This window comes from Zhengella mangrovi, from assembly GCF_002727065.1.
In the GTDB taxonomy this organism is placed as follows: Bacteria; Pseudomonadota; Alphaproteobacteria; order Rhizobiales; family Rhizobiaceae; genus Zhengella; species Zhengella mangrovi.
Genome location: NZ_PDVP01000020.1, coordinates 63801 through 86089 on the forward strand (window position 1 = coordinate 63801; position 22289 = coordinate 86089).

Sequence of the window (22289 nt, forward strand, 5' to 3'; positions counted from 1 at the left end):
AATAATCTGAATTTCCAGATTAAATTCATCAATTGCTTCATTTTTAATGAGAAATACTTGCCGTTATTAGCAATCACATCGAACAAACGGTGATAAAAAGGTGGTTCCAATGGCAGATGCGCAATCAAAAACACATGCCACCGCGCGCCCTGGAGCCCGCCTTAAGGCGGTGCGAAAGAGTAGCGTGCGGTGTCCATAAAGACGCCTGCAAAAAGGTCCGGCGCGACAGGCTTTTGGGAGAGGACGATGATGAACCAGGAACCCGCAACAGAAGAACGAACACCGCGGCCTCGCGATGTTCGTTGATCGGTTCACTCAGATGGACCCCGCGTCCTCAAGCGACGAAGGGCAGGATCTCGTCGACGGTCCACAGATCGGTCTCGGCGAGGAAGGCGGTGATGTCGTCGCCTTCGGCCCAGCTTCGTCCGGCAATGCGGCGGGCTTCATGGGGGGATCGTGCGGCGATCTGCATCTGGCAATCGTCAAGGGCATCGAGCGAAACGTGGAAAAGGCGTCTGGCGTGTTGGCTCTGTGTGTTGTTGCGTCTGTTGGTCATGATGTTTGTCTCCTTCATGGTTTTTTAAGTTGTGGCGGACCTCGTCCAGCCGATGCGCGTCCCGTAACGCGGCGCCGTGAGGCGCCTGGTCAAGGCACCGAAATGCTAGCGCGCCCGGCGGCTTAGCCGCCGGTAGGCTGCGCTTGTGTTTCGCAGGACTTCGACCAGAGCCGGCGCCGCGGTAAGCGTCATCGATTGGCTGGCGAGCGTTCGCGCGGCAACGGGCATGAAGGGGCACAATGACCGACGGCACGACAGACCATGCAAACGGAAGCGGATGGCTTTCATTGGCAGAGCGTGCCCAGGAGTGGCGAGGTCGGCGCGACCGGCACCCGAAGCCCGAACCTCGCGGGCGGGCTCCGGTGGAAAGAAATCATGGGCTGTCGGCAAAGGCCGTATCGAACGGCCGGAGAGCAGAGGCGATCGGCGCATCGGGATCGCTCCATCGCAGCCGACATGCGAGGCGGGTCTTGACCGTCGTCATGTGCCGCTGCCTTGGCCGGGATCAGCAGGCCGAAGCCGGTGCAGCGCAATCAGGACATCGATAAGCTGGACGGCGAGCGCAAGGCGCTCGCGCATCGGCAGAATGGTGCCGATGGCGAGATTGCGATTGTTCTCGACCGTCATCGCTTCGAGAGCGAGCGTTGCCTCATGGGAGAGCCCGAAACACTGATCGCTCAAGAGCTGCAAGTGATGGACGAGGGTCTGATCATTTGGACTCAGCATGGCGTCGCCTCTTCTTCGCTCCGATCGGACTCGCTGACAAAGGCGAAGCCGTTTTCGGCAGCGAGCTTTTCGAGCGCCGGCAGACAGGCGAGATAGACCTCGTCATTGGCAAAGCGGGCGACGGCTTCTGAGTACCAATTGTCGGTCTCGAAGAAGACATGGATGGGAAGGCGCTTCATTGCACACCGCCCTTCCCGGCGTAAGGCGCCGTCGACAGCCAGTGAAAGGTGGTCGTGACCTTGGGCACTTGATCCCAGACCATCCAGCAATAGCGATGGCGCCGCGTATAGGGACCGGCTTGGCCCGGATCCCCATTGGGATAGCAGACACAGTGATCAAGCGCGTAGATGCGGGCGGGTGGCCTGGCCAGATAGCTGAAATGGCGCGCCGGATCACACAGGCTCGACAGGTTGAGGAGCATGGCGACCTTGCCGCCGGTCTTGGCGGTGATGCTGAGCGCCTGGCGGACGAAGCGGTCGGCAAGCCCGCGGCCATAAGGCGGATTGGTCACGATATGCTTGGCGCGCGGGGTGTCGGATTTCAGGAAATCGCGACCGGCTTCACCATAGCCGTAATCGGCGAGATCCGTGGCGACAACCTCGTATCCGGCGGCTTCGCATTCGCGGGCGATCGCGCCGTCTCCGCAGGCAGGTTCCCAGATAGAGCCATCGAAGCGTTCGGCGGCAAGCAGCGCGCGGATCGCTTCAGGCGGGGTCGGATAGAATTCGAACGGCGCGCGGCGGTTCGAAATGCGTCCGTCCGCCCGGAAGGGCAGACGGCTTGAGTGGGCGAAGGCTGCTCTCATGCGAAACCTCGCTCTGAAGCGTCCTGGGCTTCGACTTCGGTGATGAAGAGCACGCCTTCGTGGCGGGTCAACTCGACGGGGATGTGATCGAAGCGGATGATGCCGCCGCCGGCCTTGCGTGGCCATACGGAGGCGACCTCCCGGGCGCTGCCCAGCTGGTCGTTGCCCTTCTCATCTTGTCCGATGATGCGGGCAAAGCTGATGCGATGCGTCGGACGATTGGTCTGGCGATTGTTTTTCATGGATTGTCTCCTTTGGTTTGAGAGTTGCGGGCTGAACCATTCAGCCCATGCGCTTGGACTTTGCAGACGTTTCAGCCGGGGACTGTCCTGCCCAACACGGTCGGGCGCCAGCCCGAGTGGTGCGGGCCGGGCATGGACAGAGCGGCACGCGGTCCGCGGCGCGTCTGCGACAAGCACATGGCAAAGGATGAATGGCGTTCGCTCCGCGCGAAAATCAGCATCGGGAGAGAAGCGAAAATACGCGCAAAGACGGGCAAACAGGCGTCATTGCCTCAATCGCGAGCGGCATCGATCGTGGATAGCGACAATGAACAGGAGCGCTTCCATGGGAGTATTCGACGACATTCCGCGCGGGGTTTCTGAGCGACGCGGCCGCGAACAGAGACTGGAAGATCAGGCCATGCCATCGGCGGGCTTCATGCCGTTGGCGCCCTTGCGCAACCCCAGGAGCTTGAGCTTCGAACCGGGCAAGATCTTGCTTGGGGCAAGCGAGGCGGAGATCGAAGTGAGGCGTCTGCCATCCGATGAGATCGATGCCCATGCGCTTGGCGGCAATCTGATCGGTGCGGGCGATGATCGCCATTGTGTGACGACGGCCGGCACGCGCGGCGGCAAGGGGCGTTCGGTGATCGTGCCGACCTTGTTAAGCTATGCCGGGTCGGTTGTGGTGTTCGACCCGAAGGGCGAATTGGCGAGCATTACCGCTCGCTATCGCGCCGAGACACTCGGCCAGGATGTCCATGTCCTCGATCCTTTTGGCGTGACGACGGGGCCGGCCGCGCGCATGCGGTCCCGCTATAATTTTCTTGCACCGCTCTCGCCAGACAATCCGAGCCTGATCGAGGATACCGGCCTTCTTTCCGATGGCTGTGTCGTACCTGCCGAAGGCGGCAAGGACCCGCATTGGGATGAAAGCGCGCGCAATATCATTGAGGGCTTGATCCAGCACGTCGTGACCTTTGACGGCTATCGAGAACGCCGCAGCCTGGCGACCGTTCGCGATCTCCTTGCCTTCAGGGATGAAGTGATCGCGACGGGAGGAAGTGCCAAGCCCGTCAATCGGTTGCGTGCAGAGATGGAGGCCAATGATGCGCTTGACGGTATCGTCGCAGACGCAGCCGAAGATTTCTTTTCCAAGCCGGATGATGAGCGCGGATCGGTCCTGTCGACGGCCCGGCGGCATCTGAAATTCCTGTCCTATCCGGCCATCCGGGAGAATGTCTCGGGCCATGATCTCGACCTGGCCGATATCAAGCGCAAGCCGACCACCGTCTATCTGTGCTTGCCGGCGATGCGCATGGGAACGTGTAATCGCTGGGTCCGGCTCTTCATCAATCAGACCCTTGCCGCCTTCGAACGCGAGCGCCGGAGACCGCCGATCCCGGTCCTGATGATCCTCGATGAATTTGCCGTGCTCGGCCACATGAAAACCGTCGAGGATGCGGCGGGACAGGTTGCCGGCTTTGGCGTCCGGCTCTGGCCGATCATCCAGGATCTGGGTCAGTTGAAGACGCTCTATCGCGATCGCTGGCAGAGCTTCATGGCCAATGCCGGGGTGCTGCAATTCTTTGCCAACAATGACGTGACGACGCTGGAATGGATCTCGAAGCGATTGGGCACGACCAGTCTGATTGTCGCCAACCAATCGGAAGTCGGCGATCAGGACCGCACCTCGACCGGCCGGATGGGACAGAACTGGTCGCTGCAGACACGCGAATTAATGACGCTGGAGGAAGTTGGCCGTTTCTTTGCCCGCGACGACCCGGAGCAGCGCCAGCTGGTGCTGATTGCCGGCAAGGACCCGATCATCTGCCAGCGGATCAAATATGATTCCCATGCCTATTTCAGGGGGCGGTTCGATGCGTCCGACCTCTAAGATCATCGTTGACGAGATTGCGCCGCGCAGGACGCGCATTGCGATCAGTTACCGGACGCCGGCCTGGAGCCGCGCCATGGCGGCATCGGCGCATGGCCTGCGCAATCTGATCTGGCTGGCCGGCTCGGTGCTCGCGATACGGGCCGCCTATGTCGGACAGATCGAGATGACCTGGCCCAAACAGATGGTCGTCGTCACGCTCGCTTCGACCGGCGCCTATGTGGTCGGAGAAGCGTTGCGACAGAGCTTGATCTGGTTCTGGGAGCGCGGCCACGGACCGCATGTCGCTGTCGTTGCGGACATCACACCTGATCGAATCGTGGTGGAGGATGGCAATCGGACGGTCGTGTTGGACCGGGTGGATTCGTTGACGGTAACGGCGCTGCCGCATCGCATGGGGCGCCGGGAAGAGCGCGACGAACGGCGCAAGGATCCCGATATCGGCTATGCCTATCGCGACGCGTTCGAGGTCTGGCTACAGATGGGGCACCGCTTCGAGCGCCTGGCCTCGGTCGCTAGCGAAGCCGATGCGCGCGCCATTGTCCGCCATGTCCAGGAGGCTGATGCCAGGGCGGTCCGAACGGCCCAGCAACAGGATGCGCTGCACCGCCGCGCACCGGTCTTCTAGAGGCCCGCCATGCAGGACAAACCATCGGGCAATCTGAGCTTTTTTCTTGCCGTGCTGTTCTTCATCCTGGCGTGGTGGATGGCGCCCGGCGACGGCGATCGTTATGACGGCAATGTTCTGATTGCGGGCCTGTTCGGCCTCGTCGGACTTGGCCATACGGCGCAGGGGTGGCGTCATGCGGTGCACCACCCCTCCCCGTTCCACTCTCCACTCGGCCGTCTTTTGTGGGCCTTGCGACCACGGGCCTGGATGGTGGCCTGGGCGATGATCGTCGCCGGCATCTGGATCTTCGGCAAGCCGCATATCCTGTTTGACTATCCGGTCGGCTATCCGGGCACCTGCACCTATCTGGGATGGGATGGTTTCAGACAGGTTGGCGGACAAGGCTTGGGGCCACGCGGGGGCTGTCCGCTCATTAGTATGCTTCCCTAGCTCGGGCAAGTGAACTCACAAGAAGAAAGCCGCAATAATTATTGCGCCCTTAAAGTTGCGGCATTTTTTTGGTCATGGTAATTCTGAGGCATGCCCCACCCGATCAATTCAGGCAAGAGCGCCATGGCGAAGACAAACGAGAGTGATGCGACATCCGATGAGGCAGCCAGTAGCGAAGAGATAAGGTCAAGGCTTCGCAGCCTGTCCGGGTGGTTCGAAACGCTTCCCCACCGTGATCTAATGATCTTCGCGGATACGATTTCCTATCTGATCCGGCATGGGGTGCCGGAAGCGCTCTTGGTCCGCTTGGCCGAAAAATACCAGGATCACTCGGGTCGTCAGCCACGGAGCAAGGCGATGGAGATGGTCAGGTCCGTTCATGCGCGCCTGGCGGCCCTGTTCAAAGTTCTCGATGGCGTCTCGCCCGTCGTGGCGAGCGTTGATGACGAGTTGCGTGTTCTGGAGGCGGTAGCCAAGGCGGAATTTCCAAAATCGAACCGTTTCATCATCGCCGCCGAGCTCGGTATGGCGCAGGGCGAGGCGCATGCCATCATCGCCCAGCTGCTGGATCTCGGGCTGCTGCGGATCGTGTCTATAGATGGCGTCTTGCAGCTCGCGCTGCCGAAATCGCGCCGCGGACTGGATACCTATGTTCGGAGCCGAAACGGCTTTGATCCGGTCCGCCACGGAAATTTGCTTCATAAAAGCTTTTACAGTAATAATAAGAAGATTGAATTACTTCAAAATGATAATCTAGATATTGAATATATGGAACATGATGAAATACTGGAATCGATTAAAAAACTCGATGCCAATCGCAAGACGCTGGTTGAAGCCTATCTGAAAGCCCTGACCGCGGATCAGAAGATTTCTGAAAACCTGATACCGACGACACCGCCGGGCGACCGATATTATGGTGGCCATAATGTCGACGGGCCGATCGTCGAGTTCATTCAGCTTGTCTATGGCCATCTTCTTGACGGTGTCAGCTTCGGACGCGTGGAACTGCGCGCTTGCGATCCAAAGGCATACAGTGCGCTGAACGCTCATGAGGCCCGGTATGGCAAGGTGCCGCTGGAGCGGTTGAACCTGCCCACTTTGGCAGAAAAGAACGATGCGCTCGTTGCGGGATTGACCAAGCAGCAGATTACGGCGGCCAGCACGGTCGCGCGATCGCGACGCGGACGTGAGCGCGAACCCGGAGCGTAGCGTTTCGTAAACCTGACAATATTTATGCCGGAATTTTTTTACCGACATAATTGACACTCTGAAAATAACACAGGAATATGGGCCTGCTGGTAGCCCCAGCGTGAGCGTAGCGCGCGCCATGCTCTCTGTTTCAACCGCCTGCCGCACCGATCGGCAGGCAAGCAGGGAGTTCCACCATCATGGCCTACACCCCTCCGGTCGACGATGCGGCCGAAACCCATGCGGCGCCCGGCGGCCTGCCGGAAAAGCCAAAGCGGTCTGTCGAACAAGTCGCGATCACCCTCCTCTCTCTTCTCGGCGCAGGCGCTTTTGCGCTTGCTCTGCCCAGTCTGATCAGTGATCGCGGCCCGGGCGGCTACGGCAAGATCATCGTGATTGCCCTCGGCGCCGGCCTGGTCTCGTTCACAATCAATTATCTCGCGCTCGAGACCGGGACCATTCAGGCGTCGCGAGGCTATCTGACGAGCCGCCTGTTCAGCCTGGTGTCGATCCTGTTTGTCGGCTCCTCACTCGCGTGCGCCACCTATGCCGGATTTTCCATCAGGGACGTGGAGGCACTCAGCCTCGCGCAGCATGCGCAGGTGGTTGGCAGCGTCGTCGCCGACCGCAATCGCCGGGCGGTCGAGGCCAACCAGACAGATGCCGGGCTGCAGACCATCGAATCAGGATTAAGCCAGCACCTGAACGGCGAACTGACGAACGCAACCATCAGCGGCAAGACGCCGGGACCGGGACCGATCACCCGGCTTCTGGAAGAAAAGCTTGCGCAGGCACGAGACATACGAGCGGCCAAACAGCAAGGCGAAGCAAGGCGCGTAGCCGCCGTTGCCACGATCAATCGGCTGATGACACGCTATCGCAACCTCTTGGCAGACCGCACGATCGATATCCATGAGCGCCGGCGCGATCTCCAGGGCATTCACATGGAAATCGCCCAGCAGATTGCGATCCTCGATGAAGCCCAGCCCGTCGCACTGATGAAAGCCTATGCCGATGAGCTCAAGCGCGGCGTCGACATCCCCGGCCGCCCAGAGGTCACGGCCCGACTGAATGCAATCCTTGCCGGCTATGGTGTGTCACTGAGCAACCTTCTGGATCATGACGCCGAAGCGCCAGCCCCCATGCCCAGGTATCCGAGCGAAGTCGGTGTCGTCGAAACATTGAACTACGTCGGTCATTTCTGGCCTCTCGCAGCGGTTGTCATCTGTATCGAACTCCTCGTTCCGGTCAGCGTCTGGCTCTATGCGAGCAATGGACACCATTGGGGCCGGTTTACGCGGGAGCATCAGCAGCAGGCTGCTGCGGACGGTCCGGCAACACAGATGCCAGCTGTCACACCGGCAGACACTGCGCCTGCACGTCCAACGGCATGGCGCAGCCATGACCTTGCCGATGACGCCTTGATTGGAGCGCATCCACACCCCCACGCGACACGGGCGCGGCAGGCCAATGGCCGCGCCGGCAAGACCGGGGCCTCCAGCGACAGGGAGGGGCATGATGATCGGTGATCTCGATATTCTCCCCAAGGCTCTGGTCCTGCCGGTGCTCGCCTATGGCGCCCTGTCCTGGATCCTGGGCGATGTGTTTTCGGACAGGATCGCCGCCCAGATCCATGTCCCGGCCTGCATCGCGGGCCGGACAGCCGGGATCGCCCGACCCGAATTCGATGTCGCGCGGCGTGAGGAGACGGCGCGTCAGATCCTGCGCGAGATGCTGAACGCGACCCCCGGCCTGTCTGACATTCCTGGCATCGAGGCGCTGTCGCGCCTCGCTACCGAGCCAGAGGCTGCGCGCATCTCCGCGTCGCTGCGCGATCGATGCGCATGCCTGGCCGAGGCGGCTCGAAAGGAGACGCGGACCGACCACGCGATCTGGGTCGCCACTCTGCGGTTCTATGAACCGTCGGGCGTCCGGAATTTCGAGGGGGTCATGGCCCGGATCGCCCAATCCGGCCTATGCGGGAGGGGCAGGCCATGAGCGATGCACCTATTTGCTGGCAGCGCGGCTCCTGCAGCGTGACGAGCGAAGCCGTCAGGACACGCTTTGTGTCGATCGCGCTCGCCGACATCGACCTGGTCCAATTGCGGCTGCCACTTGCCGCCGCAACGTTTGCCGGAGCAATCGGCACGTCGTTTCTGGCCCTGCGCTTCCGTGATGTTGCCACCGCGCCGGAGCTTCTCGCCCTGCTCGGCCTTGGCTGGGGCGCGGCGCTTCTGGGCATCGTCACGGCGCAGCTGAAGCTATCCAGCTACAGCATTCATGGCGTGACGATCCTGCTGCCGATCTGGCGGGCAATCGCCATGCGCCGGGCCATCGACGAGACGCTGAGCCGTCAGCGCCCCTCGCTCATCCACGACCACAGAAGGAGGACCGCATGAAACATCGCCATTTCCATCCGATCTGACGGCCTTTTCGAAATGTGACACTTGAAGGAGAACTCACCATGTCCGACTACCCTGCCCCATCAACCGGCAATTCTCCCAGGCCCGCAGCCCGCACAAGGCCCGAACATGAATGGCTGACGACACCGGAGGCCGCCCATTTCCTGCGTCTTTCGGCCCGCACGCTCGAACGGTTTCGTGTCGAGGGAACCGGACCGATCTATACCAAGGCCGGTCCCGGCAAGCGCTCACGCGTTCTCTATCATCGCGAAGCTCTGATCGCCTGGCTGACAGGCGCACAACATGAAAGCACTGCCGATTATGCCTGATCAAAACAGTGATACGGCCTCAGGGGAGCCGTCCAAATACGGCGCCCGCAGCAAGTCCGCTGCGGGCGCGTTCGATTGCGGATCATCCCTTCGGGAACGGATCATACCCGACTGTCTGGTCAAAGCGACAACAGGCTGGACCCCGAGGGAGTTATTCATATCAATGCCGAGCAGCACCCAAGAACCGGCAATGAAGGGTTGCTATTGATTGAAGGCCCGCTCGCCTTTCTTCAAGGCTCCACAGGCTTTCCAGCTTTTGCTCCTGGCATATCGCTTTGATTGCAAATCCAGGCGTGAAACCTCTGTGCAGTGATCGTTGGTTCCACCATCTTGGGAACGACCACATGATAGGCAAAGGACGTATCGAAAGCCTGTTCGAACGGATTGATAAGAATGCCCTTTTCAAGTTCGTCTCGTACCAGCCAGGATGCAAACAGAGACACGCCTATTCCATTGATCGTGGAACTCAACTGAAAATGGCGATCCTCAAGAATCATCTGTGATTGCTTCGTCTCAAGTGCCAGATGGTTGCCTGAGAGCCATTCTTCCCACATCCGCGTGTCGTCGACATGCAGGAGGGTACAGCCCAAGATATCGGAGGGTTGGCGGATGGGATGAGATTTCAGATAGGTCGGGCTGCACAGGACGACCAGTTTTTCTTTCCACAATCGGGTGACGTGAAAGCTGTCCCAGTTGCCACGGCCCCACTGAATTCCGAGGTCGGCAAAGCGCTCGGGATTGTTCATGCGCACATAACTGTTGTTGTGATTCTGGATCGACAGGTTCATGTCCGGATTGGCCTCGAGGAGGTGGCCCAGACGCGACGACAGCCAGCGGCTCGCAAACATCGGCAACAGGGCGATCCGGACCGAAGCGGGTGCATGGGCAATCCGGTCAAGGCCCGTCCTGATGGCGCCAAGCCCGCGCTCGACATGTTGCGCCAATTGCGTACCCTGCTCAGTCGGCTGAAGCCCGCTGGCGGTCCGGCGGAAAAGTGCGACCGAGAGATCCTCTTCCAATTTTTTTATGTGATAGCTGACAGAGCTTTGACTGATGTTGAGCAAACGTGCTGCGCGGGTGACATTTCCGGCATCGAAAACAACCATAAATACCTGAATTGAATATATGTTCCGGACAATCTCCATCGATTTGAACCGTTCCTTCGAACTCGACCGCTACAATTACATTATCGAATAATTCGAAATAGCCCAAGAATCTTTGAATTTTTCCTGAAATTTGTCAGCCGCTAGCCTTCCCTCGTCCGCATCGGGGGTGCGGCAGGGAGGAAACATGACGGTCGCTGTTCTGGAAGTGGACCAATTGTGCAAGTCGTTCGGAGGCGTACATGCCATCCGCAACCTGTCCTTCTCGGTAGCGGCCGGGGAAATCCTGGGGCTTATCGGGCCGAACGGATCGGGCAAGTCGACCACCGTGAACGCACTTGCCGGCGTGTTTCCGGTGACGTCTGGCACCATTCTGCTGGGTGGCGCCCACGTTCAGGATCTGCCCGAATATGAACGGGTCTCGATGGGGCTGGCGCGCACGTTCCAGACCGCGAGCGCCTTTTCGGAGTTCACGGTCCGGGAACAGGTCGCACTGGGTGGATCGGTGACGCTGAAATCGCACCCGGTCTCGTCGATCTTCGGCACCGGACGCCACCGGGAAGAGACCGAAGCCCTCGACGCCCGTGTTCGGGATATCCTGGAACTCACCGGGCTGGATTCTGTTGCGAACCAGACAATCGGCACGATCTCCTCGGCCCAGCAACGCTTTCTGATGATCGCCACCGCGCTGTCCGCCGGTCCAAGGATACTCCTTCTGGATGAACCAGCCGCAGGCCTTGTCTCAAGCGAGCGGCAAATGCTTTCTGACATGATCAAGGCAATCCGCGACCGGGGCATCTCCGTGCTGGTGATCGAGCATCACATGGCGCTGATCATGGAGGTTTGCGACAGGATCGTTGTGCTGAATTTCGGCTCCAAGATCGCCGAGGGCACGCCATCGGAAATCCGAAACAACCGGGCCGTCATCGATGCCTATCTGGGCGAGGCCGTCTGACATGCTGAACATCCGGGACCTAAAAGTCAGCTATGGCCCGATCGAGGTCATTCACGGCATCAGCCTCGACGTCAACGAAGGCGAATGCGTGGCCCTGATCGGCGCCAACGGAGCGGGAAAGTCGTCGACACTCAAGGCAATCTGCGGACTAGTCCCCGTCAGCGGCGGCAAGGTGACTTTCGAGGGACGTGACATCACCAACCTGAGCGGTCATGCCGTGGTCAAGGCGGGCATCACCATGTGCCCGGAAGGCCGCCAGGTCTTCCCGCAGATGAGCACGCTGAAGAACCTGCGGATGGGCGCCTACACCCGCAACGACGACGAACAGGACGCAGACCTCGAGCGGATGATGGGCATGTTCCCGATCCTGCGCGAACGGGCCCACCAGGCGGCGGGCACGCTGTCCGGCGGCGAGCAGGAAATGCTCGCCATCGCACGGGCTCTCATGGCGCGGCCGAAACTTTGCATTTTCGACGAGCCGTCGCTGGGGCTGGCGCCCAAGATCGTGGCCGATGTCGCCGCAACAATCGCGCGGATCAAGGAAACGGGCATGACCATTCTCCTGGTTGAACAGAACTCGCTCATGGCGCTTCGGCTTGCCGACAGGGCCTATCTGTTCGAGGCGGGAGAGATCGTTCTCAGCGGCACCGGGGAGGAGCTGCAATCGCATCCGGAGGTGGTCAAGGCATACCTAGGCCATTGAAAGACAATGCATATCTCAAGGGAGGAAATGCAATGAAACTTGGAGTTTCGTTCGTGACGGCGGCAATGATGCTCGCCGGTTCTGCCGCATTCGCGGCCGAGAAGACACTGGACATCGGAGTGTCCGATGCCCTTACCGGGGGGGCAGCGGTCTATGGCCTGCCACAGGCCAACGCAGTGAAAATGGCTGCCGACGAGATCAACGCCAAGGGCGGCATCAAGGTCGGCGAAGACAGCTACAAGCTCAATGTCATCGCCTATGACGACCAAGCCAATCCAACCGAGGCGACGAATGCGGTACGCAAGCTGATCGACCGGGATGGAGTCAAGTTCATCCTCGGCTTCTGCTGCTCCGGCGCAACTGGCGCCGTTGCCTCGTTCATCGCGAACGAGGATGCGGTGATGCTGGTCGGCAATGCCGCCGAACGGTCGATCACCACGCGGGAAATTCCGAACCTGGTGAGGACCCGCCCGCCTGCCGATTACACCGGCGCGGCGGCAGGAACCTTCGTGGCCCAGAAGGGGCACAAGAAGGTCGCCGTCCTTGGCGCGCTCGATGTCGGCTTCTACGCCAGCTATGTCGATGCCTTCGAAAAGGAACTGAACAAGGCCGGTGGCGAGATCATCACACGTGAATCCTTTGGCCTGAAGGATCGCGACATGACCCCTCAGCTCACGAAGATCCGCGAACTGAACCCGGACGCGATCCTGGTCGTCGGCTATGTCGAACCGGCCGCCTTCATATATCGTCAGGCGACGGAACTGGGCATCGACGTTCCACGCTACGGTTTCACGAGTGGAAGCGAGGAGCAGTTCCTGCGTGTCGCCACCTCCGAACAGATGGAAGGCGTCTGGGATCTTCGCCCGACCGAGCTTACCCTCTTGTCGGCCAGCGAGAACGGCAAGGCCTATCATGCCAACTACACGGCGAAATACGGGATCGCACCATCGCCAAGCTCGCCCTATGCCTATGACCAGACCTATGCCCTGAAACATGCACTCGAAGCGGCCGGCACGGTTGAGGATACGGCAGCTGTCGCAGCAGCCCTGCGGGAGCTTCCTGTGCCAGAGGAAGTGGTCATGCAGTACCTTCCGGTCGGCGGCAAGATGTTCGACGTCAATGGCCAGGCCTATACATCGAACGGTGCCTTCCAATGGCAGGGCGGCAACTGGGTTTTCGTTCAGGACCTGCCCTCCGATGCTGAGGCTTACTCCAAGTTCCTGAGCACGATCGACTGAGATCCTCCCGGCGGTGCGGAACCTTCGGGGACCGCGCCGCCAAATCCGCCGCGACCGCCGCAACCGTTTCCATGCGCCGCCACTGAGAGTTCGCCACATGATCGAGATCCTGCAACAGATCGTCAACGGCCTGGCGATCGGCGGCGTCTACGTCCTGATCGCCCTTGGCCTTACCACCGTGTTCGGCATCCTTGGCATCGCCCATTTCGCACATGGCTCGGTGTCGATGTTCGGCGGCTACCTGACGTTCTTTCTTGTTGCCTCGCTTGGCTTTCCATTGCTGCTGGCCATCCTGGTGGCCCTTCTCATCGGGCTTGTCCTCGGCGTCCTGATCGAATGGCTTGCCTACCGGCCGGTCCGGAACGCCAGCCATATCAATGCTTTCATCGTGGCCCTCGGCCTGACGATGATGGTCGAGGGGCTGAACCTTGAATTCTTCGGACACGAACAGGTCGTCATCCCGACGAACCTGTCGCGCATCTTCGATATCGGCGGTGTCACCATCCCCGAACTTCGGCTTTACGTGATCATGGCAGCCGCCCTTCTCATCGTTGCGATGACGCTCTTCGTCGAAAAGACCAAGACCGGACAGGCCATTCGAGCAGTGGCCGAAAACCGCGACGCGGCGATCCTCATGGGTGTCAACGTCAAGACAATTCCGATGATCGTCTTCTCCATTTCGACTGCGTTGGGCGTTTGCGCCGGCGTAATGGTGGGTTCCCTGTTCGCCATCGCCCCCGGAATAGGCCAATGGCTCGTGGTCAAGGGGTTCGCAGTTCTGATCCTGGGGGGGCTCGGCTCGATCCCGGGCGCGATTGTCGGCGGTCTCGTCCTCGGCGTGACCGAGGCCCTGGCGGCGGGCTTCATCTCGTCAGCCTACAAAGATGTGATCGCCTTCGTCGTGATGATTGCTGTGCTCTTGCTGCGCCCGCAGGGATTGATGGGGAAATCGTGATGACCTTCAGTGCCAAACACCTTGTCTATGGCGCGGCATTGATCGGTTTCGCGCTCTTGCCGCAACTGATCACGGTGAAATACTACCTTCACCTGAGCGTGCTCGCTCTCGTTTGGGTGATTGCCGCCCAGGGACAGAACCTCATCCAGGGCTATACCGGTTACGTCTCCATCGTGCAGGCCGGTTTCATGGGCATCGGTGCCTACAGCACGACGCTGCTGGGCCTCCATTACAACCTGCCGGTCTGGCTGACCATCCTGCTGGCGCCTGTCGTCTCGGCCCTCTTTGCCCTGTGCACCGGCTATCCGAGCCTGCGTGTGAAGGGCCACTACTTCGCGATCGTGACGCTCGCCTTCAACCTGGTCATCTTCATCGTTCTGATGAACTATTCCGAACTGACGGGCGGAGAGGCCGGGATCACGGGCATTCCGAAGCCGGGAAGCAAGGGGGGCTGGCTGAATTTCGCCAACCGAGAGGTCTACTACTATTTCGTCCTCATCATCGCCGTGTTGATGACCAGTCTCGCCGGCCTCATTGTCCGGTCCCGGATCGGCCAGGCCTTGCTGGCCATCCGCCAGAACGAGACACTGGTTGGCGCGATCGGCATAGCGGCCTGGAAATACAAGCTCTTCGCCTTCGTGGCCGCAGCCATGTACGCAGGCCTCGCCGGGGCGCTCTACGCCCATTATCAAAGCTTCATCAACCCGGACGTCTTCGGCCTGGCACAATCCCTGGATGCCATCCTGGCCGTGATCATCGGCGGCTCCGGCACCATTCTCGGTCCCGTTATCGGTGCCTTCGTGGTGGTCTTCCTGCCCGAATATCTGCGCTTCGCCGACAGTTTCCGGCTCATTCTCTACGGCCTTGTGCTGGTGCTGGCGACAATCTTCATGCCGCGCGGCATCGCCGGCGTGACGAGCGACCTCTGGACGCGTCTCACCAGAAGGGCCGCGTGATGACTGAGCGGAGCGCGTTTCTGGCCAGCGTCAAGGACTTTGCCAGGGAAACGGTCGCGCCCGCCGCGGCGCTCTGGTCGCAGGGCCGCGCCCCGGACGCGGGTGTTTTCCTTGCGGCTGCAAAACTGGGGCTGTTCGGCATCGAACTTCCGGTGCACGCGGGTGGCCTCGGCCTCGACTTCAAGCATAAGGCGGCGGCCTGCCGTATCCTCGCAGCGGCCGATTTCGGTTTCGCCATGGCGGTCGTCAACACGCACAATGTGGCACTGCGCCTTTTCCTGAGCGCGCCGGACCTGGCCAACGGGCATCTTGCCGCACTGCTCAGCGGTGAGACATGCGCCTGCACCGCCCTGACGGAGCCGGATGCGGGCACGGATGCAGCAGCGATGCGCACCCGCGCCTCGGAAACCGATGACGGCTGGGTCCTGAACGGCGAAAAGACTTGGATCGTCAACGGGCGGCGCGCCGGTCTTGCCATCGTCTTCGCCAAATGTGGCGACAGCGACGATCATCGCTCGATCGGCGCCTTCCTCGTCGATCTGACAGCACCGGGCGTCGAGCGCCACGCCATCGACTCCGCCTTCGCACAGACAAGCACCGGAACCGGCGGGTTCACCATGCGGGACGTCCGCCTTGCGCGCGGCAACCTGATCCTTCCCCCGGGCAAGGCTTTCCGTTCCATCCTTTCGGAAATCAACGGCGCCCGCGCCTATGTCGCGGCGATGTGCTGCGGCATGCTGGAGGCGGCCGTCGCAACGGTAGCGGCCCATGGGCACCGCCGCTTCAGTTTCGGCAAGCCACTTATGGAGCACCAAGCATGGCGGCTGGCCCTCGCGCAGGCCGGCACGGACCTCGATGCATCGGCGGCACTGACAGACAAGGCGATTGCCGCCATTCCCGGCGATCACTCCGTGCAGCGCCTCGCCGCCCAGGCCAAGATTCACGCCGTCCAGACCTGCCAGCAGCATCTGCCCGGGCTACTTCACGCCATGGGCGCGGAAGGTCTGCGTCCGGAACATTGCCTGGCCCGCCATCTCGCAGCCGTGCAGAGCGCTGCCCTGACCGATGGGGCCCAGACGCCCCTGCTTGAACGAGTATCCAAACTCTCATTCCCCTCCCAGCCAGCACTTGAGGATTGATCCATGCGTGTTTTCCAGATCGAAGGTGACTGGGGTTTTGACAACCTGCGCCTTGCCGAAAGGCCCGAACCGCAGGCCGGCGCCGGTCAGGTTGTCGTGCGCATGCGCATGGCGTCCCTCAACGCCCGCGACCTCATCGTGCCCGAACGAGGGTATGGCCGCGCCACGGGTGAATTGCCCCTGATACCGATCTCCGACGGCGTGGGCGAGGTCGTCGAGACCGGTGAAGGCGTGACCCGTGTGGCCGTCGGCGACCGGGTGTGTCCGACTTTTTTCCAGAACTGGATTTCCGGCGATCCGACGCCGGAGCGGTTCGCTTCGTCGCTGGGCGGACCGCTGGACGGCGTCATGGCCGAATACATGTGCCTGCCGCAGCAAGGCGTCGTGAAGGTCCCTGAATATCTGAGCGACGCCGAGGCGGCCAGCCTGCCATGCGCGGCGCTCACGGCATGGAGCGCGGTTGTGACCCATGGCAAGACCAGGGCCGGCGACAGACTGCTCGTACAGGGCACCGGTAGTGTAGCACTGTTCGCCCTTGCCTTTGCAAAACTCCACGGTGCACATGTCACTGTGATCTCTTCTAGCGACGAAAAGCTGGAAAGGGTCCGTGCCATGGGAGCCGATTCAACCATCAACTATGTCACCAGCGAGGATTGGGCCCGTTCCAGCCGCGAGATCACGGCCGACAGGGGCGGCTATGACAACATCATCGAGCTCGGCGGCGCCGGAACCCTGCCGCAATCCCTGCGCGCGGTGCGCCCGGGTGGAACCCTTTCAATGATCGGCGTTCTGTCGGGCCTGACCGTCGAGGCTTCACTCGGTCCGATCGTCGCGCGCCAGATCCGGCTTCAGGGCGTGACCGTCGGTCATCGCGACGGGTTCGACGCCATGCTCGCCGCGATGACACAACACCAGGTGCACCCGGTGATCGGAGAGGAATTCGCCTTCGACAACCTGAAGGAGGCAATGCGCCATCAGCGCGACGGGAATCATTTCGGCAAGACGATCATTCGGCACTGAATCCACGATGTCCATGACCCATCCATATCAGCCGCGCTGCCATGCGCTGAATGATCCGGAGGCAACCGCTTTCGTCATGTGCGCAACAGGCGAGGCCGTGTCGTTCGCAGCGCTGGAGCGGCGCGCAAATCAGGGCGCCCACTTGCTGCGCCGCGCCGGGATCATGCGTGGCGACCATATCGCCATCCTGATGGAAAACCGGCGTGAATTCCTGGAGGTCTGCTTTGCTGCCGACCGGTCCGGCGTCTACTACACCACGATCAGCACGCAGCTGACCGCTCCGGAGGTTCACTATATCCTGCGCGATTGCGGGGCGCGTGTCTTAATCATCTCCGACATGATGCGGGAACTGCTGGAAAAGCTTGCCCCCGATCTGGACGCCACCTGCACCGTCTTCGTCGTCGGCGATGCCACATTGGGGTTTCCTTCCTGGAACAGCACGGCGGCCGGGATGCCCGGGCAACCGGTTGCGGACGAGGCGCAGGGCCTCGACATGCTCTATTCTTCGGGAACCACCGGGCGGCCCAAAGGGATCAAATGGCCATTGCCGGATGACCTGCCGGGCGGGCGAACCATGCTGATAGACCTTTTGTCATCCCTTTTTCACTACAGTTCCGACACGCGTTATCTCAGCCCCGCGCCGCTCTATCACGCTGCGCCCCTGCGCCACTCCATGGTCACGATCAAGATGGGTGGCACCGTCCATGTCATGGACCGGTTCGATGCACTCGATGCGCTGCGCCAGATCGAAACATATCGCATCACGCACAGCCAGTGGGTGCCAACGATGTTCGTTCGCCTTCTCAAGCTGCCGCCGGAAGAGCGCGCCCGTTACGACCTGTCTTCAATGGAGATGGCCGTTCATGCCGCAGCCCCCTGCCCCATCGACATCAAGCGCCAGATGATCGATTGGTGGGGCGACATCATTCATGAATACTATGCCGGCACCGAGAACAACGGGTTCACAGCGATCACCACCAAGGAATGGCTTCGCCATCCGGGATCGGTTGGCAAAGCCAAGCTTGGAATCATCCATATCTGTGACGAAGCCGGGCGCGAGTTGCCGACCGGCGAGGAAGGCGAGATCTATTTCGAGAACGGCCACCAGTTCGTCTATCACAATGACCCGGAAAAGACGGACGCCTGCAGAAATCAGAAAGGCTGGACAACGCTGGGCGACATCGGCCGGCTCGACGAGGACGGATATCTCTACCTGACCGACCGCAAATCCTTCGTCATCATTTCCGGCGGCGTCAACATCTACCCCCAGGAGGCCGAGGACATCCTGCTCGGCCATCCTGCAGTTCTCGATGCGGCGGTCTTCGGTGTGCCCAACGAGGACTTCGGCGAGGAAGTGAAGGCTGTGGTGCAGCTCGTCCCCGGCCTGACTGGAACACCGACCCTTGCTGCCGAACTCATTGGTACGTGTAGGGAACGGCTGTCAGGCATCAAATGCCCGCGGAGCATTGATTTCCGCAATTCCCTTCCCCGTTCGGCCACGGGCAAGCTCTACAAACGCAGACTAAAGGCGGAATATTGGCCGATTGCAGACGCTGGCGCACGGGGCGCTGACAGATCGGAAAAACTCTAATCTTACCTCCAGGAACTTAACCCAGACAGGTTTGAGAAGCCCTTTCGTTCTGACGGGTTCGGGGCCGACAGTTGACTGACCGCTTACAGGTGCTTCCCTGTCAAATCGCACATTGACACAGACCACATGTTCTGCCCGGCTTCATCTCCGGTGAGTGCACAAATCAAGAAATATGCAACGGCCCGTCGAGGTCTGGATGTGAAGCCAGACAGGCGGCAGATCGCACGAATGGGACCATAGTACGCATAGAATAACATTGGTTCAGATTCTTCGCTTGATTAGAAAGCCTAATAGGGGATTAATTGATTCAGACACATAGACCAACTCGGGGGGATGGATCCATGAATATGTTCGCAAGCCTGTCATTGAGCACTTTATTTCAGCGTTGCATCTCGCGCTTTTCGATCGCGTTGGTTCTTCTGCCGCTTTATCAAGTGTCGGCATATGCCCAGTTCGGTGGCGGTGAGATCGCGGTACCGACCGATGCGGCGAGCGTTCAGATCGATGCCATCCACGGTCAAGTGGTGAATGCGGCTCGGTCGTTAGGACTTCCGGAGGCGGCTGGTCCAGAACAACCGATGGATCGCAGTACGTATGAAAAGCTGGAATACCCGCTGCGGCTGACACCACAGGCCAAGGGAAACTCCACATTTCACATTTCGAACTTCGTAGATTTGGATGAATCGGCTGGGTTGCAGGATTTTGTCTGCGGCTCACGGACTTACAACGGCCACAGAGGAACGGACAATTTTTTGTCGGTTGGTACGTGGTGGCGCATGGATCAGGGAACCCACGAGATCGTCGCGGCGACTGATGGCACAATCGTCGCGAAACATGATGGGGAGAATGATCGCACGTGCGGCCAACTGTCCAACGTGCCTAACAATCCGGCCAACTATGTCACGATCCTGCAGCCTGACGGACTGTACGCCTACTACTACCACATGAAGAACGGCTCGGTGACGCCAGCCGCTGTGGGGTCTACGGTCAAAGCTGGTGACTACCTTGGAAAGGTCGGTAGCTCGGGTTTTTCAACCGGGCCGCATCTGCATTTTGAATTGAGGACGCAGGCAGGCCAGACGGTGGATCCATTTTTCGGTTCGTGTACCGCTGCACCCAGCCTTTGGAAGCATCAGTGGCATGCGGAAAACGACTTTAGGATCACTGAGGTTTCGACCCATTCTGCACCGCCGCAATTCGCGACTTGCACTAATAATGTTGCCGGTACCGATACGACATTTTATAAAAGTAGCTTTAACGCTGGTGAAACCGTATATTTTATTGTTTATTTACGAGATTTATTTACAAGCGGCATAGATGTTTCGATTGAAGTATTATATCCGTCGGGAGCTCAAGCTTGGAACAGGCAATTTAATACAGGTTCAAGGAGTTGGGCATCGTCCTACTGGTACTTCTGGTATACACCGTCAAATGGTGCGCCAACGGGAAGATGGCGATATAAGATAACGGCAGGAACTCAATCGGCTGAAGGCGCCTTTTTTGTCGGCGCAACTCCTGAAAATGCCGAGTTATTCGCCGCGTCGCTTCCGGGCGGGCGAAGCATTCAAACGGGTACGACAGCGACTGCGTTTGTTAGCATTCTCAATTCCTCAAGCAACACCGCCTATGGTTGCGGCATCTACATGCAAACGCCAGTGGCTGGCGAGTTCTGGTTTCAGGAAACAAACCCGTCAACCAATATGTTGACTGGTACGCGCAACATGCATGTCGATATCCCTGCTGGCGCTGTCCAGACATTCGCCGTGGGGTACACGCCCGACGTTGGAACGAGTTCGACCGGAGTGACGACGTCCCTCCGCTACAAATGTGCCAATAGCGATGCTGCGCAGGTCTTCAAGGGTGTCAATACCCTTACGTTTTCTTTTGATGACAATCCTGTTCCCGATATCATTCCTATCGGCGTGACGCCGACGCAAGACGGCGTATTACGAACAGGAGGAGTGAACACACCTGCCTCGTGGTTTGCAGCAGCAGTCAACATCGGTAGCAGCGCGACGCTGAACGTCCGATCTCAACTCCCCCAGATCAATGGCGTTTCTTCGGCGATCTGCGAACTGGATACGGGCGGAAACTGCACCGGCCCGACCGGCAGCACCATTAGTGTCCAGTTCCAGCCTAACGTTCCAAAAACTTTCAAGATAACCGTGCAGTCATCGACACAAGTCCCATTTGATCCTGCGAATAACCGCTCTGCACTTAGGTTCGAGGACGCTGGCGGTTTAAGAGGCGAAACGAGTGTCGCGTTGACAACGGAATAAGAGAGCTTCGGCATCGTCACGAAAAATGCACTGACGATGATGCCTTTCAAGCTGAATTTTTAATGGAGGTATTGATGCACTCCGCCGAGTGGGAGGCTGCGGATCTACTCCTATAAAGTCAATCTCGAGGAGGGAAGCGTATGATGAGGGCAATCAGGCCCCCCCTAGCTATCATGCTATTATGTGTTCTGGGCTTCATGCCAGTTCAAGCTTATGCGTCATCGACGGGTTGGATGTCGTATAAAGAAGCGCTGCGTTACCGACCTTTCACTTCAAGAAAAATATACGCAACCAGTGTTCGGTGCAGAGAGGGGCTCAAAACAAAAACGGTTGAGCTGAAGTTCTCCACGAAACCGATCAACACAAGTACGAAGCCATTTCACAAATGGTGGATCGTTGCTGCGCGACAGGCCGATATTCGAAGAGCGATTTCCAGTATCCGGAAAAAAGACCACCCGGAATTGAAATGGCGGGTCGTCAGTAGCGATACCTATCGAGCATCGTCAGGAGAAAAATGGACATGCGCCGTAATCTATCGAGGACATGGGCCAGTATGAAAATTTCTATGATGGCCGCATCGGTTGGACAGAAGCCAATTCCTATGCTCGCCACCTTTTTCGCAATATGCATATCGGCAGCTTCGACCGCTCATGCTGCGCCAATAAATGCCACCTGTCGTGCCAAGTTCAATGATGGTTACACGGGCACACTAACTTTTAGAAACGGAACACCGGTATCTTATCGTTGTAGCTGTGGTTACAGAGCCCGAAACGTTCGAATGAGTGGCAATACGATTTATATCGATCGGGCCGTCTTCAAAGTAACAAGAGCGACTTCCAAAATTCTTAGTGGGTCATGGCGACTATACGGAAGGGAAGACCTGACATTCAGTTGCCGCTAGTTTTTTGAAGCAGAAGGCTATGGTGCCAGTGGCGATTTCTCGCCACTGGCACGTGTCAACATAAAGAGACATTGCATCTAACGGCAAGTCAACGTTGCGTGAGAAGGACGCGAACCCGACATATAAACACCTGCGTAATTTGAGCCTGTATCGACCCAGTGGAATCTGCACAGGTTAAGCCGCTAAAGCGAATGCCTGAGCGGGTGTTTTCATGTTCAGCGCCTGATGAGGACGCCGATTGTTGTAGAACGCGATCCAGTCTCCA

24 protein-coding genes are annotated in these 22289 nt (G+C 59.4%); 17 read left to right on the plus strand and 7 right to left on the minus strand.

Going from position 1 to position 22289, the window contains the following annotated elements; all coding sequences use genetic code 11:
* Window positions 1–334: 334 nt before the first annotated feature.
* The 5 genes from CSC94_RS21805 to CSC94_RS21820 all read right to left on the minus strand — a co-directional run bounded on the left by CSC94_RS21805 (window position 335) and on the right by CSC94_RS21820 (window position 2329).
* Complete coding sequence (locus tag CSC94_RS21805; RefSeq protein ID WP_133122989.1) at window positions 335–556, minus strand: hypothetical protein; 222 nt, start codon at window positions 554–556, stop codon at window positions 335–337.
* Window positions 557–1036: 480 nt separating this feature from the next.
* Complete coding sequence (locus tag CSC94_RS24330) at window positions 1037–1282, minus strand: hypothetical protein (protein WP_133122992.1); 246 nt, start codon at window positions 1280–1282, stop codon at window positions 1037–1039.
* Complete coding sequence (locus tag CSC94_RS21810) at window positions 1276–1461, minus strand: hypothetical protein (RefSeq protein ID WP_099308500.1); 186 nt, start codon at window positions 1459–1461, stop codon at window positions 1276–1278. The genes CSC94_RS24330 and CSC94_RS21810 overlap by 7 nt, the downstream gene beginning before the upstream one ends.
* The gene (locus tag CSC94_RS21815; RefSeq protein WP_099308501.1) at window positions 1458–2087 is read right to left on the minus strand and encodes a TRM11 family methyltransferase; all 630 of its coding nucleotides are present in this window, start codon (window positions 2085–2087) and stop codon (window positions 1458–1460) included. Before CSC94_RS21815 ends, CSC94_RS21810 begins: the two co-directional genes overlap by 4 nt.
* Complete coding sequence (locus CSC94_RS21820; protein ID WP_099308502.1) at window positions 2084–2329, minus strand: hypothetical protein; 246 nt, start codon at window positions 2327–2329, stop codon at window positions 2084–2086. Before CSC94_RS21820 ends, CSC94_RS21815 begins: the two co-directional genes overlap by 4 nt.
* Before the next feature lie 325 nt (window positions 2330–2654).
* Here CSC94_RS21820 and CSC94_RS21825 point away from each other — a divergent pair, with 325 nt between their 5' ends.
* The 8 genes from CSC94_RS21825 to CSC94_RS25225 all read left to right on the plus strand — a co-directional run bounded on the left by CSC94_RS21825 (window position 2655) and on the right by CSC94_RS25225 (window position 9184).
* On the plus strand, window positions 2655–4205 hold the full coding sequence (locus CSC94_RS21825; protein WP_099308503.1) for a type IV secretory system conjugative DNA transfer family protein: 1551 nt from the start codon (window positions 2655–2657) through the stop codon (window positions 4203–4205).
* Complete coding sequence (locus CSC94_RS21830; RefSeq protein WP_099308504.1) at window positions 4189–4833, plus strand: hypothetical protein; 645 nt, start codon at window positions 4189–4191, stop codon at window positions 4831–4833. The genes CSC94_RS21825 and CSC94_RS21830 overlap by 17 nt, the downstream gene beginning before the upstream one ends.
* Window positions 4834–4842: 9 nt before the next feature.
* Entirely contained in the window at window positions 4843–5265 is a 423-nt protein-coding gene (locus tag CSC94_RS21835) for a hypothetical protein (RefSeq protein ID WP_099308505.1), read from the plus strand.
* A 123-nt stretch (window positions 5266–5388) separates the two neighbouring features.
* A complete protein-coding gene (locus CSC94_RS24720; protein WP_099308506.1) occupies window positions 5389–6474 on the plus strand; it encodes a hypothetical protein in 1086 nt (361 codons plus the stop codon).
* Window positions 6475–6653: 179 nt separating this feature from the next.
* Complete coding sequence (locus tag CSC94_RS21845; RefSeq protein WP_099308507.1) at window positions 6654–7982, plus strand: hypothetical protein; 1329 nt, start codon at window positions 6654–6656, stop codon at window positions 7980–7982.
* The gene (locus CSC94_RS21850; protein ID WP_133122997.1) at window positions 7969–8451 is read left to right on the plus strand and encodes a hypothetical protein; all 483 of its coding nucleotides are present in this window, start codon (window positions 7969–7971) and stop codon (window positions 8449–8451) included. The genes CSC94_RS21845 and CSC94_RS21850 overlap by 14 nt, the downstream gene beginning before the upstream one ends.
* Complete coding sequence (locus CSC94_RS21855; RefSeq protein ID WP_099308509.1) at window positions 8448–8852, plus strand: hypothetical protein; 405 nt, start codon at window positions 8448–8450, stop codon at window positions 8850–8852. The genes CSC94_RS21850 and CSC94_RS21855 overlap by 4 nt, the downstream gene beginning before the upstream one ends.
* Before the next feature lie 65 nt (window positions 8853–8917).
* Window positions 8918–9184, plus strand: a complete 267-nt coding sequence (locus tag CSC94_RS25225) for a helix-turn-helix domain-containing protein (protein WP_099308510.1) — start codon at window positions 8918–8920, stop codon at window positions 9182–9184.
* Between the two features lie 230 nt (window positions 9185–9414).
* Here the strand turns inward: CSC94_RS25225 and CSC94_RS21865 are convergent, their stop codons facing one another.
* Entirely contained in the window at window positions 9415–10329 is a 915-nt protein-coding gene (locus tag CSC94_RS21865) for a LysR substrate-binding domain-containing protein (RefSeq protein ID WP_099308511.1), read from the minus strand.
* Window positions 10330–10474: 145 nt separating this feature from the next.
* Here CSC94_RS21865 and CSC94_RS21870 point away from each other — a divergent pair, with 145 nt between their 5' ends.
* The 9 genes from CSC94_RS21870 to CSC94_RS21910 all read left to right on the plus strand — a co-directional run bounded on the left by CSC94_RS21870 (window position 10475) and on the right by CSC94_RS21910 (window position 21123).
* Window positions 10475–11242, plus strand: a complete 768-nt coding sequence (locus CSC94_RS21870) for an ABC transporter ATP-binding protein (RefSeq protein ID WP_099308512.1) — start codon at window positions 10475–10477, stop codon at window positions 11240–11242.
* A gap of 1 nt (window position 11243) precedes the next feature.
* Window positions 11244–11945, plus strand: coding sequence for an ABC transporter ATP-binding protein (locus CSC94_RS21875; protein ID WP_099308513.1), 702 nt, complete (start codon window positions 11244–11246; stop codon window positions 11943–11945).
* A gap of 32 nt (window positions 11946–11977) precedes the next feature.
* Window positions 11978–13183 (plus strand): ABC transporter substrate-binding protein, encoded by a 1206-nt coding sequence (locus CSC94_RS21880; protein ID WP_099308514.1) that lies wholly within the window; start codon window positions 11978–11980, stop codon window positions 13181–13183.
* 97 nt (window positions 13184–13280) lie between these two features.
* Window positions 13281–14138 carry a branched-chain amino acid ABC transporter permease gene (locus CSC94_RS21885; RefSeq protein WP_099308515.1) on the plus strand — a complete coding sequence of 286 codons (858 nt, stop codon included), beginning with the start codon at window positions 13281–13283 and terminating at the stop codon, window positions 14136–14138.
* Entirely contained in the window at window positions 14138–15094 is a 957-nt protein-coding gene (locus tag CSC94_RS21890) for a branched-chain amino acid ABC transporter permease (RefSeq protein WP_099308516.1), read from the plus strand. Before CSC94_RS21885 ends, CSC94_RS21890 begins: the two co-directional genes overlap by 1 nt.
* Window positions 15094–16233 carry an acyl-CoA dehydrogenase family protein gene (locus CSC94_RS21895; protein WP_099308517.1) on the plus strand — a complete coding sequence of 380 codons (1140 nt, stop codon included), beginning with the start codon at window positions 15094–15096 and terminating at the stop codon, window positions 16231–16233. The genes CSC94_RS21890 and CSC94_RS21895 overlap by 1 nt, the downstream gene beginning before the upstream one ends.
* Before the next feature lie 3 nt (window positions 16234–16236).
* Window positions 16237–17253 carry a zinc-dependent alcohol dehydrogenase family protein gene (locus CSC94_RS21900; RefSeq protein ID WP_099308518.1) on the plus strand — a complete coding sequence of 339 codons (1017 nt, stop codon included), beginning with the start codon at window positions 16237–16239 and terminating at the stop codon, window positions 17251–17253.
* Window positions 17254–17266: 13 nt separating this feature from the next.
* Window positions 17267–18844: an acyl-CoA synthetase gene (locus CSC94_RS21905; RefSeq protein ID WP_099308522.1), complete on the plus strand. Its 1578-nt coding sequence runs from the start codon at window positions 17267–17269 to the stop codon at window positions 18842–18844.
* Between the two features lie 341 nt (window positions 18845–19185).
* Window positions 19186–21123 carry a M23 family metallopeptidase gene (locus CSC94_RS21910; protein WP_099308519.1) on the plus strand — a complete coding sequence of 646 codons (1938 nt, stop codon included), beginning with the start codon at window positions 19186–19188 and terminating at the stop codon, window positions 21121–21123.
* Window positions 21124–22198: 1075 nt separating this feature from the next.
* Here CSC94_RS21910 and CSC94_RS25295 read toward each other — a convergent pair.
* Window positions 22199–22289, minus strand: a 91-nt coding sequence (locus tag CSC94_RS25295; RefSeq protein ID WP_165784541.1) for an integrase core domain-containing protein, incomplete at its 5' end; no start/stop codon positions are given.

Bases quoted from the DNA above. Each gene is read 5' to 3' on its own strand.
- CSC94_RS24330 (WP_133122992.1), bottom strand. From the start codon at position 1,282: ATGCTGAGTCCAAATGATCAGACCCTCGTCCATCACTTGCAGCTCTTG.
- CSC94_RS21905 (WP_099308522.1), top strand. From the start codon at position 17,267: ATGACCCATCCATATCAGCCGCGCTGCCATGCGCTGAATGATCCGGAG.
- CSC94_RS21890 (WP_099308516.1), top strand. From the start codon at position 14,138: ATGACCTTCAGTGCCAAACACCTTGTCTATGGCGCGGCATTGATCGGT.
- CSC94_RS21825 (WP_099308503.1), top strand. From the start codon at position 2,655: ATGGGAGTATTCGACGACATTCCGCGCGGGGTTTCTGAGCGACGCGGC.
- CSC94_RS21845 (WP_099308507.1), top strand. From the start codon at position 6,654: ATGGCCTACACCCCTCCGGTCGACGATGCGGCCGAAACCCATGCGGCG.
- CSC94_RS21900 (WP_099308518.1), top strand. From the start codon at position 16,237: ATGCGTGTTTTCCAGATCGAAGGTGACTGGGGTTTTGACAACCTGCGC.
- CSC94_RS21870 (WP_099308512.1), top strand. From the start codon at position 10,475: ATGACGGTCGCTGTTCTGGAAGTGGACCAATTGTGCAAGTCGTTCGGA.
- CSC94_RS21880 (WP_099308514.1), top strand. From the start codon at position 11,978: ATGAAACTTGGAGTTTCGTTCGTGACGGCGGCAATGATGCTCGCCGGT.
- CSC94_RS21855 (WP_099308509.1), top strand. From the start codon at position 8,448: ATGAGCGATGCACCTATTTGCTGGCAGCGCGGCTCCTGCAGCGTGACG.
- CSC94_RS21865 (WP_099308511.1), bottom strand. From the start codon at position 10,329: ATGGAGATTGTCCGGAACATATATTCAATTCAGGTATTTATGGTTGTT.
- CSC94_RS21815 (WP_099308501.1), bottom strand. From the start codon at position 2,087: ATGAGAGCAGCCTTCGCCCACTCAAGCCGTCTGCCCTTCCGGGCGGAC.
- CSC94_RS21875 (WP_099308513.1), top strand. From the start codon at position 11,244: ATGCTGAACATCCGGGACCTAAAAGTCAGCTATGGCCCGATCGAGGTC.
- CSC94_RS21835 (WP_099308505.1), top strand. From the start codon at position 4,843: ATGCAGGACAAACCATCGGGCAATCTGAGCTTTTTTCTTGCCGTGCTG.
- CSC94_RS21910 (WP_099308519.1), top strand. From the start codon at position 19,186: ATGAATATGTTCGCAAGCCTGTCATTGAGCACTTTATTTCAGCGTTGC.
- CSC94_RS21810 (WP_099308500.1), bottom strand. From the start codon at position 1,461: ATGAAGCGCCTTCCCATCCATGTCTTCTTCGAGACCGACAATTGGTAC.
- CSC94_RS21850 (WP_133122997.1), top strand. From the start codon at position 7,969: ATGATGATCGGTGATCTCGATATTCTCCCCAAGGCTCTGGTCCTGCCG.
- CSC94_RS21830 (WP_099308504.1), top strand. From the start codon at position 4,189: ATGCGTCCGACCTCTAAGATCATCGTTGACGAGATTGCGCCGCGCAGG.
- CSC94_RS25225 (WP_099308510.1), top strand. From the start codon at position 8,918: ATGTCCGACTACCCTGCCCCATCAACCGGCAATTCTCCCAGGCCCGCA.
- CSC94_RS21885 (WP_099308515.1), top strand. From the start codon at position 13,281: ATGATCGAGATCCTGCAACAGATCGTCAACGGCCTGGCGATCGGCGGC.
- CSC94_RS21820 (WP_099308502.1), bottom strand. From the start codon at position 2,329: ATGAAAAACAATCGCCAGACCAATCGTCCGACGCATCGCATCAGCTTT.
- CSC94_RS21805 (WP_133122989.1), bottom strand. From the start codon at position 556: ATGACCAACAGACGCAACAACACACAGAGCCAACACGCCAGACGCCTT.
- CSC94_RS24720 (WP_099308506.1), top strand. From the start codon at position 5,389: ATGGCGAAGACAAACGAGAGTGATGCGACATCCGATGAGGCAGCCAGT.
- CSC94_RS21895 (WP_099308517.1), top strand. From the start codon at position 15,094: ATGACTGAGCGGAGCGCGTTTCTGGCCAGCGTCAAGGACTTTGCCAGG.